Origin of the sequence: Streptomyces sp. NPDC048479 (assembly GCF_040651435.1) — a bacterium.
Lineage (GTDB): Bacteria > Actinomycetota > Actinomycetes > Streptomycetales > Streptomycetaceae > Streptomyces.
This window is the reverse complement of sequence record NZ_JBEZKA010000006.1, coordinates 309230-322984: the sequence shown is the minus strand read 5'-3', so window position 1 is coordinate 322984 and position 13755 is coordinate 309230. Positions and strand designations below refer to the sequence as shown.

Annotated in this window: 10 protein-coding genes; 3 read left to right on the top strand and 7 right to left on the bottom strand. The window is 70.3% G+C overall.

All coding sequences use genetic code 11. From position 1 onward, the window contains the following. Position 1 precedes the first annotated feature (1 nt). From ilvN to AB0D12_RS12795, 4 genes are all read right to left on the bottom strand, one after another. On the bottom strand, positions 2-526 hold the full coding sequence (gene ilvN, locus AB0D12_RS12810) for an acetolactate synthase small subunit (RefSeq protein ID WP_071263920.1): 525 nt from the start codon (positions 524-526) through the stop codon (positions 2-4). A gap of 39 nt (positions 527-565) precedes the next feature. Beyond that, positions 566-2434, bottom strand: a complete 1869-nt coding sequence (locus AB0D12_RS12805) for an acetolactate synthase large subunit (RefSeq protein ID WP_362680443.1) — start codon at positions 2432-2434, stop codon at positions 566-568. A 202-nt stretch (positions 2435-2636) separates the two neighbouring features. Beyond that, a complete protein-coding gene (locus tag AB0D12_RS12800; RefSeq protein ID WP_362680440.1) occupies positions 2637-5453 on the bottom strand; it encodes an EAL domain-containing protein in 2817 nt (938 codons plus the stop codon). 397 nt (positions 5454-5850) lie between these two features. Further along, the gene (locus AB0D12_RS12795; protein WP_362680437.1) at positions 5851-6801 is read right to left on the bottom strand and encodes a 2-hydroxyacid dehydrogenase; all 951 of its coding nucleotides are present in this window, start codon (positions 6799-6801) and stop codon (positions 5851-5853) included. Between the two features lie 75 nt (positions 6802-6876). On the opposite strand from AB0D12_RS12795, the gene AB0D12_RS12790 reads away from it, so the two are divergent. From AB0D12_RS12790 to AB0D12_RS12780, 3 genes are all read left to right on the top strand, one after another. Beyond that, a complete protein-coding gene (locus tag AB0D12_RS12790) occupies positions 6877-7875 on the top strand; it encodes an aldo/keto reductase (RefSeq protein WP_362680434.1) in 999 nt (332 codons plus the stop codon). A 211-nt stretch (positions 7876-8086) separates the two neighbouring features. Continuing rightward, the gene (locus tag AB0D12_RS12785; RefSeq protein ID WP_362680431.1) at positions 8087-9232 is read left to right on the top strand and encodes a PQQ-dependent sugar dehydrogenase; all 1146 of its coding nucleotides are present in this window, start codon (positions 8087-8089) and stop codon (positions 9230-9232) included. A 15-nt stretch (positions 9233-9247) separates the two neighbouring features. Next, positions 9248-9430 carry a DUF6191 domain-containing protein gene (locus AB0D12_RS12780; RefSeq protein ID WP_362680428.1) on the top strand — a complete coding sequence of 61 codons (183 nt, stop codon included), beginning with the start codon at positions 9248-9250 and terminating at the stop codon, positions 9428-9430. 9 nt (positions 9431-9439) lie between these two features. Here the strand turns inward: AB0D12_RS12780 and AB0D12_RS12775 are convergent, their stop codons facing one another. The 3 genes from AB0D12_RS12775 to AB0D12_RS12765 all read right to left on the bottom strand — a co-directional run bounded on the left by AB0D12_RS12775 (position 9440) and on the right by AB0D12_RS12765 (position 13720). Beyond that, a complete protein-coding gene (locus tag AB0D12_RS12775; RefSeq protein WP_362680585.1) occupies positions 9440-12481 on the bottom strand; it encodes an AAA family ATPase in 3042 nt (1013 codons plus the stop codon). Positions 12482-12546: 65 nt separating this feature from the next. Next, a complete protein-coding gene (locus AB0D12_RS12770; RefSeq protein WP_362680425.1) occupies positions 12547-12765 on the bottom strand; it encodes a hypothetical protein in 219 nt (72 codons plus the stop codon). A 136-nt stretch (positions 12766-12901) separates the two neighbouring features. Further along, positions 12902-13720, bottom strand: a complete 819-nt coding sequence (locus tag AB0D12_RS12765; protein ID WP_362680422.1) for a GNAT family N-acetyltransferase — start codon at positions 13718-13720, stop codon at positions 12902-12904. Positions 13721-13755 lie beyond the last annotated feature (35 nt).

Sequence of the window (13755 nt, the reverse complement as noted above, 5' to 3'; positions counted from 1 at the left end):
GTCAGGCGCTGCGGTCCAGTGCGCGCAGGGACCGGTCCGTGATGGACCGCGCGCCGCGCCCTATGGCGATCGTCCCGGACTGGACGAGCTCCTTGATGCCGAACTGCTCGAGCATCTTGAGCATCGCCTCGAGCTTGTCACTCGAACCGGTGGCCTCGATCGTGACGGCTTCGGGCGAGACGTCCACGGTCTTGGCGCGGAACAGCTGGACGATCTCGACGATCTGGGAGCGGGTCTCGTTGTCGGCGCGGACCTTCACCAGCACGAGCTCGCGCTGGATCGCGGCGCCCGGCTCGAGCTCGACGATCTTCAGAACGTTGACCAGCTTGTTGAGCTGCTTGGTCACCTGTTCCAGCGGCAGGTCCTCGACATTGACCACGATCGTGATGCGGGAGATGTCGGGGTGCTCGGTGACACCGACGGCGAGCGAGTCGATGTTGAAGCCACGGCGGGAGAACAGCGCGGCGATCCTGGCGAGGATGCCTGGGGTGTTCTCGACCAGGACGGAGAGCGTGTGCTTGGACATGTGTCGGTCTCTCTCGGTCTTCTCTCTCGGACTCTCGGCTCAGTCGTCTTCGTTGTCGCCGAAGTCGGGGCGGACGCCACGCGCGGCCATGACCTCGTCGTTGGAGGTGCCTGCGGCGACCATCGGCCAGACCTGGGCGTCCTCGTGGACGATGAAGTCGATCACGACGGGGCGGTCGTTGACGGCGTTGGCCTCGGCGATGACCTTGTCGAGGTCGTCCGGGGACTCGCAGCGCAGTGCGTAGCAGCCCATCGCCTCGGACAGCTTCACGAAGTCGGGAACGCGGGTGCCGCCGCTGGACTTGCCCTCCACCGCGATGCCGTTCTCGGGCCCCGAGTGCAGCACGGTGTTGGAGTAGCGCTGGTTGTAGAAGAGGGTCTGCCACTGGCGGACCATCCCGAGCGCGCCGTTGTTGATGATCGCGACCTTGATCGGGATGTTGTTCAGCGCGCAGGTGGTGAGCTCCTGATTGGTCATCTGGAAGCAGCCGTCGCCGTCGATCGCCCAGACCATCCGGTCCGGCTGACCGGCCTTGGCGCCCATCGCGGCCGGGACCGCGTACCCCATCGTCCCGGCACCGCCCGAGTTCAGCCAGGTGGCCGGCTGCTCGTAGTTGATGAAGTGGGCGGCCCACATCTGGTGCTGGCCGACGCCCGCCGCGAAGATGGTGTCGGGGTCGGCGAGCTCGCCGATGCGCTGGATGACCTGCTGCGGGGAGAGGCTGCCGTCGTTCGGCTGCTCGTAGCCGAGCGGGTAGGTCTCGCGCCAGCGGTTGAGGTCGTTCCACCAGGCGGTGTAGTCGCCGGCGTGGCCCTCGCTGTGCTCGGCCTGGACGGCCTGGACCAGGTCGGCGATGACCTCGCGGGCGTCGCCGACGATCGGGACGTCCGCGGTGCGGTTCTTGCCGATCTCGGCCGGGTCGATATCGGCGTGGACGATCTTGGCGTACGGGGCGAAGCTGTCCAGCTTGCCGGTGACGCGGTCGTCGAAGCGGGCTCCGAGGGCGACGATCAGGTCGGCCTTCTGCAGCGCGGTGACGGCGGTGACCGCACCGTGCATGCCCGGCATTCCCACATGCAGCGGGTGGCTGTCGGGGAACGCGCCCAGTGCCATCAGGGTGGTGGTGACGGGGGCGCCGGTGAGCTCTGCGAGGACCTTCAGCTCGGCGGTGGCGTGTGACTTGAGGACGCCGCCGCCGACGTACAGCACGGGGCGCCTGGCCTGGGTGATCAGCTTGGCGGCCTCGCGGATCTGCTTGGCGTGCGGCTTGGTCACCGGCCGGTAGCCGGGCAGGTCCTGCCGCGGCGGCCAGCTGAAGGTGGTCCGCGCCTGGAGGGCGTCCTTGGCGATGTCGACCAGGACCGCTCCGGGGCGTCCCGTCGAGGCGATGTGGAAGGCCTCGGCGATGGTCCGCGGGATGTCCTCGGCCTTGGTGACCAGGAAGTTGTGCTTGGTGATCGGCATGGTGATGCCGACGATGTCCGCCTCCTGGAAGGCGTCCGTGCCGATCGCCTTGGAGGAGACCTGGCCGGTGATCGCGACCAGCGGGACGGAGTCCATATGGGCATCGGCGATCGGGGTGACCAGGTTGGTGGCGCCGGGGCCCGAGGTGGCCATGCACACGCCGACCTTGCCGGTGGCCTGGGCGTAGCCGGTCGCGGCGTGGCCCGCGCCCTGCTCGTGGCGGACCAGGATGTGACGGACCTTGGTGGAGTCCATCATCGGGTCGTACGCGGGGAGGATGGCACCGCCGGGGATGCCGAACACCGTGTCGGCCCCCACTTCCTCGAGAGAACGGATGAGGGACTGCGCGCCCGTGACGTGCTCAACGGTGGCGGACGTCGGTCCGCCGCTACGGGCCCGCGGCTGCGGGTGGTGGGCCCCGGTGGCCTGCTCGGTCATCGACATTCTCTTCTCGAAGCTGAGGGTTTTTGCGAGGGTTTGAGAGGTTCCAGTGCAACAAAAAACCCCTCGTGCCGTGAGGCAAGCGAGGGGAGCGCGTCGGGAGGGGTCCGCAGGGCCTTCATGACTCTGCTCAGCCGACGCGCTTTCCAAGTACGAGAATTCGGGTGCGCATGGCAATGACCCTCCCCCCGGCGTGCTATCACTGTCAAGTGGGTGGGACACGCGTCTCATTATTTGAGCCATTGCGGGCAGGGAACGCGCCCCCCGTGAGGGCCGGCAGAGCAATCCCGCCGGGCACCGGGAACTCGTCTCGCACCAGCGCGCGGCGCAGCCGGTACTCGTCCAGCGGCCCGGAGAAAGCCATGCCCTGGCCGTGCGTACAACCCATGGCGCGCAGTGCCAGCACCTGCTCCGGCACGTCGACACCGTCGGCCACGGACTGCATCCCGAGGTCGCAGGCGATCCGCAGCAGCCCGGCGGTGATCTTGTGCAGCCGGGCGGACTCGACGACGCCCTCCACCAGACCCCTGTCCAGTTTCAGTACGTCCACGGGGAGGCGGCGCAGTGCGTTGATGGCGGCGTAACCGCTGCCGAAGCCGTCCAGCGCGAACCGCACGCCGAGTCTGCGCAGCGAGACGAGCCGCAGCTCCAGATCATCGAAGGAGATCCGCGGATCGCTGTCGGCGAGCTCGATGACCAGCGCGCCCGAGGGCAGCCCGTGCCGGATGAGGAGGGCCTCGATGGAGCCGAGCGGCAGGGACTTGTCCAGCAGGCGGCGGGCCGACATACGGACCGATACAGGCACCCGGTGGCCGAGGTTGCCGCGCTCCGCGGCCTGTGCCACGGCCTCCTCGAGCAGCCAGCGGCCGATCTCGGCGGTGCGGTCCGTGTCGTCGGCGACCCGGAGGAATTCGGCGGGAGTGAAGAGGATGCCCTGGGCGGAGCGCCAGCGGGCCTGCGCGGCGACGGCGTCGATCCGGCCGGTGGCGAGGCTCACCACGGGCTGGTGGAGCAGCGCGAATTCACCTTCGTGCAGGGCGCTGCGGAGCCGGGCGTCCAGTTCCGTACGGCGCACCACCTCGGCCTGCATCTGTGGTGCGTACAACTCGACGCGGTCCTTGCCGGCGGCCTTGGCGCGGTACATGGCGAGGTCGGCGTTGCGCATCAGGTCGGTGGGGGTGATGGCGGGCTCGGCGAAGGCCACCCCGATGGAAGCGGCCACGCGTACGTCGTTGCCGTCGAGGAGGTACGGCTGGGAGAGGGTGAGCCGCAGCCGGTCGGCGATCTCACGGACCTGGAACTCGCGGGCTGACCGGTCGCGGGTGCCGTCGCCGACGATGAGGGCGGCGAACTCGTCGCCACCGAGGCGGGCCGCGGTGTCCCCGGCCCGTACCGAGTCCTGGAGGCGGCGGGCCGCCTGGATCAGCAGCTCGTCGCCTGCCTGGTGGCCGAGGCGGTCATTGACTCCCTTGAAGCCGTCGAGGTCGATGAAGAGCACGGCCGTGCCCTGGTCGCCGGCGCGGCGGCCGGTCAGGGCCTGGCGGACCCGCTCGGTGAACAGGGCGCGGTTGGGCAGGTCGGTGAGCGGGTCGTGCTCGGCGTTGTGCTGCAACTGCGCCTGGAGGCGGACCCGTTCGGTGACATCGCGGCTGTTGAAGATCAGGCCGCCCTGGTGGCGGTTGACCGTGGACTCCACATTGAGCCAGTCGCCGGTGCCCGACTTGAAGCGGCACTCGATCCGGGTGGTGGGCTCCTCGGCCGGCGCCGCGGCCAGAAACCGGCGCACCTCGAGGACCACACGGCCGAGATCTTCGGGGTGGATGAGCGATGCGAGCTCGGAGCCGATGAGATCTTCGGCCTCGCGGCCGTAGACGCCGGAGGCGGCGGGGCTGACATAGCGCAATATCCCGGTCGGGGCAGCGATCATGATGACGTCGCTCGAGCCCTGCACCAGCGAGCGGAAGTGGTTCTCCTTCTGCGCCAGTTCATGGGTGAGGGCGATGTTGTCGAGGAGCATGATGCCCTGCCGGACGACCAGGGCGAGCACGACGGTGCAGCCGGTGAGGACGACGACCCGGTCGACACGGCGGCCCTCGATGACGTTGTAGAGGATGCCGAGGGTGCAGACGGCGGCGGCGAGATACGGCGTGAGGGCGGCGAGCGAGCCCGCGACGGGGCGGCTCGGATGGCGCGCCCCACGCTGGGGCCGCGCGGTCTCGACCGTGCGGCGCGCCCCCCAGGGGGCGTACGCGAGCAACAGCGAACCCGAGAACCAGCCGGCGTCGAGGAGCTGGCCCGAGCGGTAGCTCTCCCGCAGCAGCGGTGAGGTGAACAGGGCGTCGCACAGGACGGTCAGCGCGAGGGCGGCGATGGCGGTGTTGATCGCGGAGCGGTTGGTGGCAGAGCGCCGGAAGTGCAGCGCGAGAACCATGCTGACCAGAACGATGTCCAGCAGCGGATACGCGAGGGCGAGCGCTGCCGGGGCCACGCTCTCGCCCTGGACGTGCGCGGTGTGCGCGAGCGCGAGGCTCCAGGAGAGAGTCAGCAGCGAGCCGCCGATCAGCCAGGCGTCCAGCGCGAGACAGACCCAGCCGGCCCTGGTGACCGGACGCTTGGCGAGGACGAGCAGGCCGACGATGGCAGGCGGCGCGAAGCAGAGGAAGAACAGATCGGCGCTGCAGGGGCTCGGCACCTCGCGGCCCAGCACGACCTCGTACCACCCCCAGATCGCGTTGCCACCGGCGGCCATGGCGGAGGAGAGCGCGAACAGCAGCCACGCGGGCCTGAAACGGCTGTGCCTCGCGCGGGCGTAGAGGAAGCAGGAGACGGCTGCGATCATGGCGGCGGCGCTCAGGCCGAAATCGCCCATGATCAGGGCAAGTTCGCGCGAGCCCCAGCCGAAGGCGGCACCGACGCCGTAGCCGGCGCAGATGGCTGCCAGGACAAGCTTGGAGAGCAGCCTCGCAGTGTCTCCGCCGTCCGCGACCGACTGCCGGGCCATGAGCGCCCCCAGGGCGCTCACCGGGCCGCTCCGCGGGGCGTCGCCGTCCTGCGGGGCGCCGTACGGGGAGTCGTGCGGGGAGTCGTCGTCCTACGGGGCGCCGCGTTCGGCGTGACCGTCATCGGATCGGGTCTGCGCTTCGCAGCGTGCGAGGGTGGTCGGCGGCGGCCCCGCCGCGTCGGATGGTTCGCCCAGTGGCCGTACATCGCCCGTCGCCCCCCTCGAAGTCTGATCGACAGTCAGGTCGCGTTGCAGCACCGCCCCTTGCCCGGTGCAGTCCCCCGGTCGGGACGATACACCAGTCTCGTCACTCAGGGACATAGCCCCTCTACTCTCCGTGACGATCAGGAGGAGTATCGGCACGCGACGCATCCGAGTGACTTCATAGAGTGCACGCTGCGCGCGGGCGAGGGGTTCACTAGCGGGTCGTGAACACCACGTTGTGCACCGGCTCCCCGGCGGCGAACCGGGTGAGTTGAGCGGCGAGCAGCCGCTTGGCGCGCGGCATGAACGCCGAGGTGGAGCCGCCCACATGGGGGCTGATGAGGACACCGGGGGCGTGCCAGAGCGGGTGGCCGGCGGGCAGCGGCTCCGGGTCGGTGACGTCGAGAGCTGCGGTGATGCGTCCGCTCTCGACTTCGGCGAGCAGCGCCTTGGTGTCGACCACCGGGCCGCGGGCGACGTTCACCAGCAGCGATCCGTCCTTCATCCGGGCCAGGAAACCGGCATTCACCAGGCCTCGGGTCTGCTCGGTGAGCGGAGTGGAGAGGATCACGACGTCCGCCTCGGGGAGCAGGGTGGGCAGCTCGGTGAGTGCGCGCACTTCGCCGCGCTCCGTGGCGCGGGCAGAGCGCGCGACGCGCGCCACCCGCGCGCATTCGAAGGGTGCGAGCCGGTCCTCGATGGCGGCACCGATCGATCCGTACCCGACGATGAGTACCGACTTGTCGGCGAGCGCCGGATAGAAACCGGATCGCCATTCTTCCTTGTCCTGGCCGCGTACGAATCCGGGAATGCCGCGCAGGGAGGCCAGGATCAGGGCGAGGGTGAGCTCGGCGGTGGAGGCCTCGTGGACGCCCTTGGCATTGCACAGGCGTACGCCGGCGGGCAGCGAGCCGAGTCCGGGCTCCACATGATCGATCCCGGCGGAGAGGGTCTGGACGACGCGTACGGACGTCATCGCGGCCAGCGGACGGACCGCGACCACGGTGCCCTTCATGTACGGGACGGCGTAGAAGACACAGGCGGCGGGATCGGCGGGAAAGTCCGGGCCACCGTCCCAATGAAGGTAGTTGAGGCCGGATTCCGAGGGAGCGGGCAGTCCTTCGATCTCGTCGGCCGGAATCGGGAGCCACACGTCTGCAGTCATGGTCAGGAGGCTATGCGAAGTGCCGCGGTCCGCATTGGTTAGTTTGGTCAGCGGCCAAGGGAGGGGTACGGGCAGTTGGAGCGCAGGACAATCGGTGCGGCGGCCCTCGTAACGGGTGCGATCGGGCTCGGCTGTATGCCGATGAGCTGGGCATACAGCGGCTCTCAGCAGCGCGGGGACCGGTCGCTGCGAACGGTGCACGCCGCGCTCGACGCCGGCTCGAGCCTGCTGGACACGGCCGACATGTACGGGCCCTTCACCAATGAGCTGCTGCTCGGCAGGGTGCTGAAGGAGCGGCGCGCGGAGGCGTTCGTTTCGACGAAGGTCGGGCTGCTCGTCGGCGAACAGCATGTGGTCGCCAATGGACGGCCCGGGTATGTGAAGCGGGCCTGCGACGCCTCGCTGCGCCGGCTGCAGACCGATGTGATCGACCTCTATCAGCTGCACCGGGCGGATCCGGAAGTACCGGTCGAGGAGACCTGGGGCGCCATGGCTGAGCTGGTGAGCTCCGGGAAGGTGCGGGCGCTGGGGATGTGCGCGGTGGGGGCACGGGCTTCGCGCCGCTCCGGAGCGCATCTGCACGAGGGAACGATCCGGCAGCTGGAACGGGTGCAGCAGGTGTTCCCGGTGAGTGCCGTGCAGGCCGAGCTGTCGGTGTGGTCGCCGGAGGCGCTGGAGCGGCTGCTGCCGTGGTGCGAGGCGCGCGGGGTGGGGTTCCTGGCGGCGATGCCGCTGGGGAACGGGTTCCTGACGGGGACGCTGACGCCGGGGCAGGGCTTCGAGCCGGATGATGTGCGGGCGCGGCATCCGCGGTTCACGGCGGAGATGATGGCGGCGAACCAGCCGGTGGTGGCGGGGCTGCGGCGGATCGCGGAGCGGCACGGTCCGGGGACGACTCCGGCGCAGGTGGCGCTGGCGTGGGTGCTGGGACGGGGGCGGAGTGTGGTGGCGGTACCGGGGGCGAAGCGCGCGGAGTGGGCAGTGGAGAACGCGGCCGCGGCGGAGCTGGAGCTGACGGCGTACGACCTGGCGGAGATTGCGGGGCTGCCGCCGGGGCGGGGTTCCTGGGAGTGAGTGCGCGCACCTGCGTTTCCTCGGAAGATCTTGCCGCAATTCGTTCTCGGGACTTCTTCGCGGAATTTCTTCTCGGAAGATCGGGAACCTGAACGGCCGCTGCGGTGTAAGAACAGTAGTCAGGCAGTCGGCCAGACAGACAGCTCGGACAGCCGTCGACCAGACAGCTCGAGCAGCCGTCGAAAGGATCAGAACTGTGCAACGTCCTGCTGTGACGGCCTTACTGGCCGCTGCCGTGCTTCTCCTCGCGGCCGGGTGCTCGTCCGGTGAGGACAAGACGCCCGCCGGCCGGACGGGGTCGACGTCCGCCACCGGGGCGCCCTCCGCCTCGAGCGGCTCACCAAGTCCCACGGGGCCGCCCGCGAAGGGCTCGGTGAAGGTGGTGTCCACGCTGACCGACGGGCTGAAGTCGCCATGGGGTGTAGCCGCCCTGCCGGACGGCGATCTGCTGGTCGCGTCGCGCGACGAGGGGACCATCAGCCGGGTCGACGTGGAGAGCGGCAAGAAGACCGTGATCGGCTCGGTGCCAGGGGTCGCGCCAGGAGGCGAGGGCGGTCTGATGGGCCTGGCCCTCTCGCCGTCGTTCGCCTCGGACCATCAGGTGTACGCGTACTTCACCACCGAGTCGGACAACCGCATCGCCCGCATGCTGTACGACGAGAAGAAGCCGGCCGGGCAGCAACTGGGCGCGCCGGACACGGTGTTGCGAGGCATCCCCAAGGGCGTCGTGCACAACGGCGGGCGGATCGCTTTCGGCCCCGACAAGATGCTCTACGCGGGCACGGGCGAGACGGGTGACACCGGGCTCGCACAGGACAAGAAGTCGCTGGGCGGCAAGATCCTGCGGATGACGCCGGACGGCCAGCCGGTGCACGGCAATCCGGAGGCCGACTCCGTCGTCTACTCCTACGGTCACCGCAATGTGCAGGGCCTTGCCTGGGACGCCGACAAGCGGCTGTGGGCGGCGGAGTTCGGTCAGAACACCTGGGACGAGCTGAATCTGATCGAGCCCGGCAAGAACTACGGCTGGCCCGACGCGGAGGGCAAGGCCGGCAAGCCCGGGTTCGTCGACCCGGTGGCCCAGTGGAAGACGGCGGACGCCTCGCCGAGCGGTATCGCCTACGCCGAAGGATCGATCTGGATGGCGTCGCTGAAGGGCGAGCGGCTCTGGCGGATTCCCTTGGCGGGCGCGGAACCCTCGGCCGCGCCCCAGTCGTTCCTCATAGGGAAGTACGGCCGCCTGCGCACGGTTCTGTCGGCGGGCGGCGACAAGGTCTGGCTCGTCACCAGCGAGACGGACACCCGGGGCACACCCGAGCCGGGGGACGACAAGATCCTCCAGCTGGAGGTGAAGTGAAGGGGTGAACAGCTTGTGTTCAACGTCTTCGAGGAGTTCTTCGCGCCGGGCCGCAAGCACACCGACGAGGAACACAACCGGCTCGCACTGACCAGGACCGACGTGGGCGACAACGACCCGAGCCGCGGTCCGATAGACCTGGCATCGGGGAAGGTGACCGTCCGCCGGCCGGAGGAGCAGCCGCCGGGCGGCGCCTGAGAGCGGCGGTCAGGCCGAGGTCTCCTGCCATTCCTCCACCGGGATCGGGAAGAGGCGCAGGCGGTGAGCCATCGCCGCCGCCTCACCGCGGCCCGAGACGCCGAGCTTGGCCAGGATGTTGGAGACGTGGACACTCGCCGTCTTCGGGGAGATGTACAGCTCCTCGGCGATCTGACGGTTGCTGCGGCCCGCCGCCACCAGGCGCAGTACGTCCTCTTCGCGACGTGTCAGTCCCAGCGCGGGTCCGGCCGCCGCGGCGTCCGAAGGCGCCGGATCGTCGGTCAGCTGGATGCGGGCACGCTGGGCGAGCAGCGCGATGTCCTCGGCCAGGGGGCGCGCGCCCAACTGCCGGGCGGTGGCATGGGCCAGGCGCAGCAGTTCGGCTGCCTGCGCCCGGTCCGACTGCAGCAGGGCCTCCGCCCAGCGGTGGCGGACCCTCGCCAGGTCGTACGGGCGGTCCAGCGGTTCGAAGGCCGCGCCGGCTTCCGCCCAGTCCAGCGCCGTGTCCTCGCCGGCGGCGCGCAGCAGTTCCGCACGGACCCACCGCTCGTGCGCCACCCATACCGGCACTGCGGTGACCAGGCCGCGGGCCGCCTTGCGGATCCGCTCCAGCACCTCGGCACGGCCCGGTTCCGCGGCCGGCAGGCCGCGTGTATCGGCCTCCAGCGTGGCCGCGGCGCGCAGCAGCGGCCAGGCGTATCGCTGGGTGCCCGGCGGGAAGCCGGCCGTCGCCGCGTGCTCGAACTCCGCCCGGGCGTCCAGCACCCGGCTCTGCGCGGCGGCGATGCTGAGCGCGACCGTGCCCAGGGGCAGGAAGCACTGTGGCCTCGGGTCATGAGGCCCGAAGTGGGCGCGTGAAGCCTCCAGTTGTTCGGTCGCGGTGGCCACATCGCCCCGGGCGAGTGCCAGGACGGCGCAGCGGGCGGCGCCGTATCCGCGCGGCCTGGGGCTCAGCGCGATGCGCAGCGCCCGTTCCGCGGCCTCGGCCGCCTCGTCCCAGCGGCCGAGCGATTCGTACGACTCGGCCAGGTTCCCGGAGATCCACGCCTCGGTGTCCAACAGGCCGTAGGTGCGGGAGAGTTCGATGCCCTCGGCGAGGATGCCCACCGCCTCGGCGGAGCGGCCGACGCCTTCCAGTACGGCGGGGAGATTCACATGAGTGCGGCCCACGTGCGAGGGCAGATCGAGGGCGACGGCCCGTTCCTTGACCGCGTACATCTCCGTGAGCCCGCCGTCGACGTTACCCGCGTCGACCATGAGGCTGCCGAGTGTGAGACGGGCGCGGAGTTCGATGTCCTCCTCGCCGACCATGCGGGCGTACTCAACGGCGCGCTCGGCCGTCGCCAGGCTGCCGGGGCCTGGATCGTGCACCATGCCCCAGCTTGCAGCTTCCGCGAGCACCTCCGCGTGGACGGCGGACGGCGGCAGTCCGCGGACAAGCTGTTGCGCGGTCTCCAGTTCCGCCCAGCCGTCACCGCGGCCCAGGGACGAGACCAACCGGGAGCGCTGGACCGAGAACCAGGCGGTGCGGAGCGGGTCGTTCTCCGCCTCCGCCAGCCGCTGAGCCCGCTTGGTGATCTTCAGCGCCCGTTCGCGCTCACCGCAGAGCCGGCCCGCGACGGACGCCTCCGCCATCAGGTCGAGATAGCGCAGCGGTGTGGTGGCGGGATCGCAGCCGCACGGCGGATAGACCTCCGCGTAGTCGACGGGACGCAGCTCGGCCCGGACCTCGTCGGGCGCGCTGTCCCACAGCTCCATCGCCCGGCCCAGCAGCCGCAGTTGCTCGGAATAGGCGTGCCGTCGCCGTGCCTCGACCGAGGCGCTGAGCACGGCGGGCAGAGCCTTGGCCGCATCGTGCGCGTGGTACCAGTACGTGGCGAGCCGCATCGCGCGCTCGTCTTTCCGTACCAGGGACGGGTCGGCCTCCAGTGCCTCCGCAAAGCGACGGTTGAGCCGGGAACGCTCGCCCGGCAGCAGATCGTCGCTGACGGCCTCGCGGGCGAGCGAATGCCGGAAGCGGTAGCCGTCCCCGTCGGGCGTGGCCAGCAGGATGTTCGCGCCGACCGCGGCCCGCAGCGCCTCGATGAGGTCGTCCTCGCACAGCCTGGCGACGGCGAACAGCAGCCCGTACTCGACCGTCGAACCGCCCTCGGCGACGATTCGTGCCGCCCGCTGCGCATCCTCGGGCAGCGCCTCGATGCGTACGAGAAGAACGTCGCGCAGGGAGTCCGGCAGGCCGGTGGGGCAGTCGTCGGCGATGCTGCAGGCGAGCTCCTCGACAAAGAAGGCGTTGCCGTCCGAGCGCTCGAAGACCCGGTCCACCATGGCCGGTTCGGGCTCGACGGCGAGGATCCCGGCCATCTGGTGTTGAACCTCGCCGCGGTTGAAGCGGGTCAGGTCGATGCGCCGGACGGTGCGCATCCGCTCGAGCTCGGCGAGGAAGGGCCGTAGCGGGTGGCGCCGGTGGACGTCGTCGGAGCGGTAGGTCGCGATCACGACGAGCCGGCCGCGGTGCAGTGTGCGGAAGAGATAGGCGAGGAGGTGCCGGGTGGAGGCGTCGGCCCAGTGCATGTCCTCGAGCACCAGGACGACGGTGCGGTCGGTGGCGATCCGCTCCAGCAACCGCGCCGTGAGTTCGAAGAGGCGGGCCATGCCCTCCTCGTCGTGCTGGCTGGGCTCTCTGCGGGTGCTCTCCCCCAGCTCCGGCAGCAGCCGCGCCAGCTCGTCCTCCTGGCCCGCGGCGGCCGCGGACAGCTCCTTCGGCACCTGCCGGTGCAGGGCGCGCAGGGCGGTCGAGAAGGGCGCGAACGGAAGTCCGTCCGCGCCGATCTCGACACAGCCGCCGACCGCGACGACGGCCTCGCGGCGGCAGGCCTCGGCGAGCAGTTCCTCGACGAGGCGGGTCTTGCCGACCCCGGCCTCACCACCGAGGAGCAACGCCTGCGGCTCGCCCGCGCCGGCGCGGGCGAGCGCATCGGTGAGCTTGGCCAGTTCGCCGGCGCGGCCGACGAACACCGGGCTGACGGACCTGGTCTCCACGTCGCCGAGCATCGCACAGCCGTCCGACACCGTGGCACCCTTTTTGATCGGGACGACAGTCATCTCGCGAGGTCACATCACGCGGCGCGCGTGTAGCGGGCACTGTCGGGACTCACCCGGCCCTCGGCGTCCTTGGCGGCCCGCCTCGCGGCGCGGCGGGCCTTGCGTACCTGGCGCACCAGCCGCTGGGTGTCGGCCTCGCGGATCAGGTCGGCCCGGCGGTACTGCTGGAGCTCGTACTCGAACATCTCGTACTCCCTGGTGAAGAGTTCTTCCGGCGTCTTGCGATGCCTCAACTCTCGTCTCCCAGGGGGTCCTGCCACATCGGGAGAGTGCCGCATCTTCGCGGGGGTGGGTGCCTTAGACGTACCGGAATGCGTACGCCGACGGCCTAAGGCCCCGCCACCTCGGGCCTTATGGAGCGCCTGGGCCTCAGTGCCGTACCGGAGGCTGCTCGTGAATATGAGGCTGCTCGTACAGATAGGGAGTGGTGGTGCTCAGAGGTACGAAGCCGAGCCGCTGCAGGATCGGCCGGCTCTGGCTGGAGGCGTCGACCTGCAGGAAGCGGTAGCCGTTCGCGGCGGCGATCAGGGCCCGGTGGGCGATCAGGGCGCGGTAGATGCCCCGGCCCCGCCAGGCGGCCAGGGTGCCGCCGCCCCAGAGACTGGCGAACTCGGTGCCCGGGTGCAGCTCCATACGCGCCGCGCACACAGGCAGGTCACCGGCCATCGCGACGGTCATGGTGACCGAGTCCGGAGTCTGCGCCAGTTGCGCGAGGAGCTGTTCGCGCAGTCGGGTGCTGCTCGTACCGAACGCCTGCTCGTGCACATCGGCGATGAGATCCACGCCGGCCGGATCGGTGACCGGTTGCAGCCGGACTCCCTCCGGGAGGTCGACGGCGGTGGGCAGGTCGCGGATCTCGGCGACCATCACCGTCTCCTCGGGCTCGGGTGTGAAGCCGGCTGCCCGCAGCCGTGCGCCGAGGTCTTCGGGCCGGTCGTAGGCGTACAGCTTCCACTCGAAGTCGCGACCCAGGGAGGCGAAGTACCGCACCTGCTCGGCGATCGCTGCGTCGGCCGTGGCCGGGCCGAGGCCGGACCAGACGATGCCGTTCCAGTCTCCGTCGGCGCCGACCTGCCGCACGACGTCTCCGACCCGTTCGACGCGCGCGCCGGGGTCATCGGGGTCGTCGGCGCGGGTGCGCTGCCGCATCTGGTGGTCGAACAGGGTGAGCGCCGCGTCGTGATCCATCCGCACATTGCAGCAGTGGGCGAACCATGGGCACC

Bases quoted from the DNA above. Each gene is read 5' to 3' on its own strand.
- ilvN (WP_071263920.1), bottom strand. From the start codon at position 526: ATGTCCAAGCACACGCTCTCCGTCCTGGTCGAGAACACCCCAGGCATC.
- AB0D12_RS12805 (WP_362680443.1), bottom strand. From the start codon at position 2,434: ATGTCGATGACCGAGCAGGCCACCGGGGCCCACCACCCGCAGCCGCGG.
- AB0D12_RS12795 (WP_362680437.1), bottom strand. From the start codon at position 6,801: ATGACTGCAGACGTGTGGCTCCCGATTCCGGCCGACGAGATCGAAGGA.
- AB0D12_RS12775 (WP_362680585.1), bottom strand. From the start codon at position 12,481: ATGCTCGGCGACGTGGAGACCAGGTCCGTCAGCCCGGTGTTCGTCGGC.
- AB0D12_RS12765 (WP_362680422.1), bottom strand. From the start codon at position 13,720: ATGGATCACGACGCGGCGCTCACCCTGTTCGACCACCAGATGCGGCAG.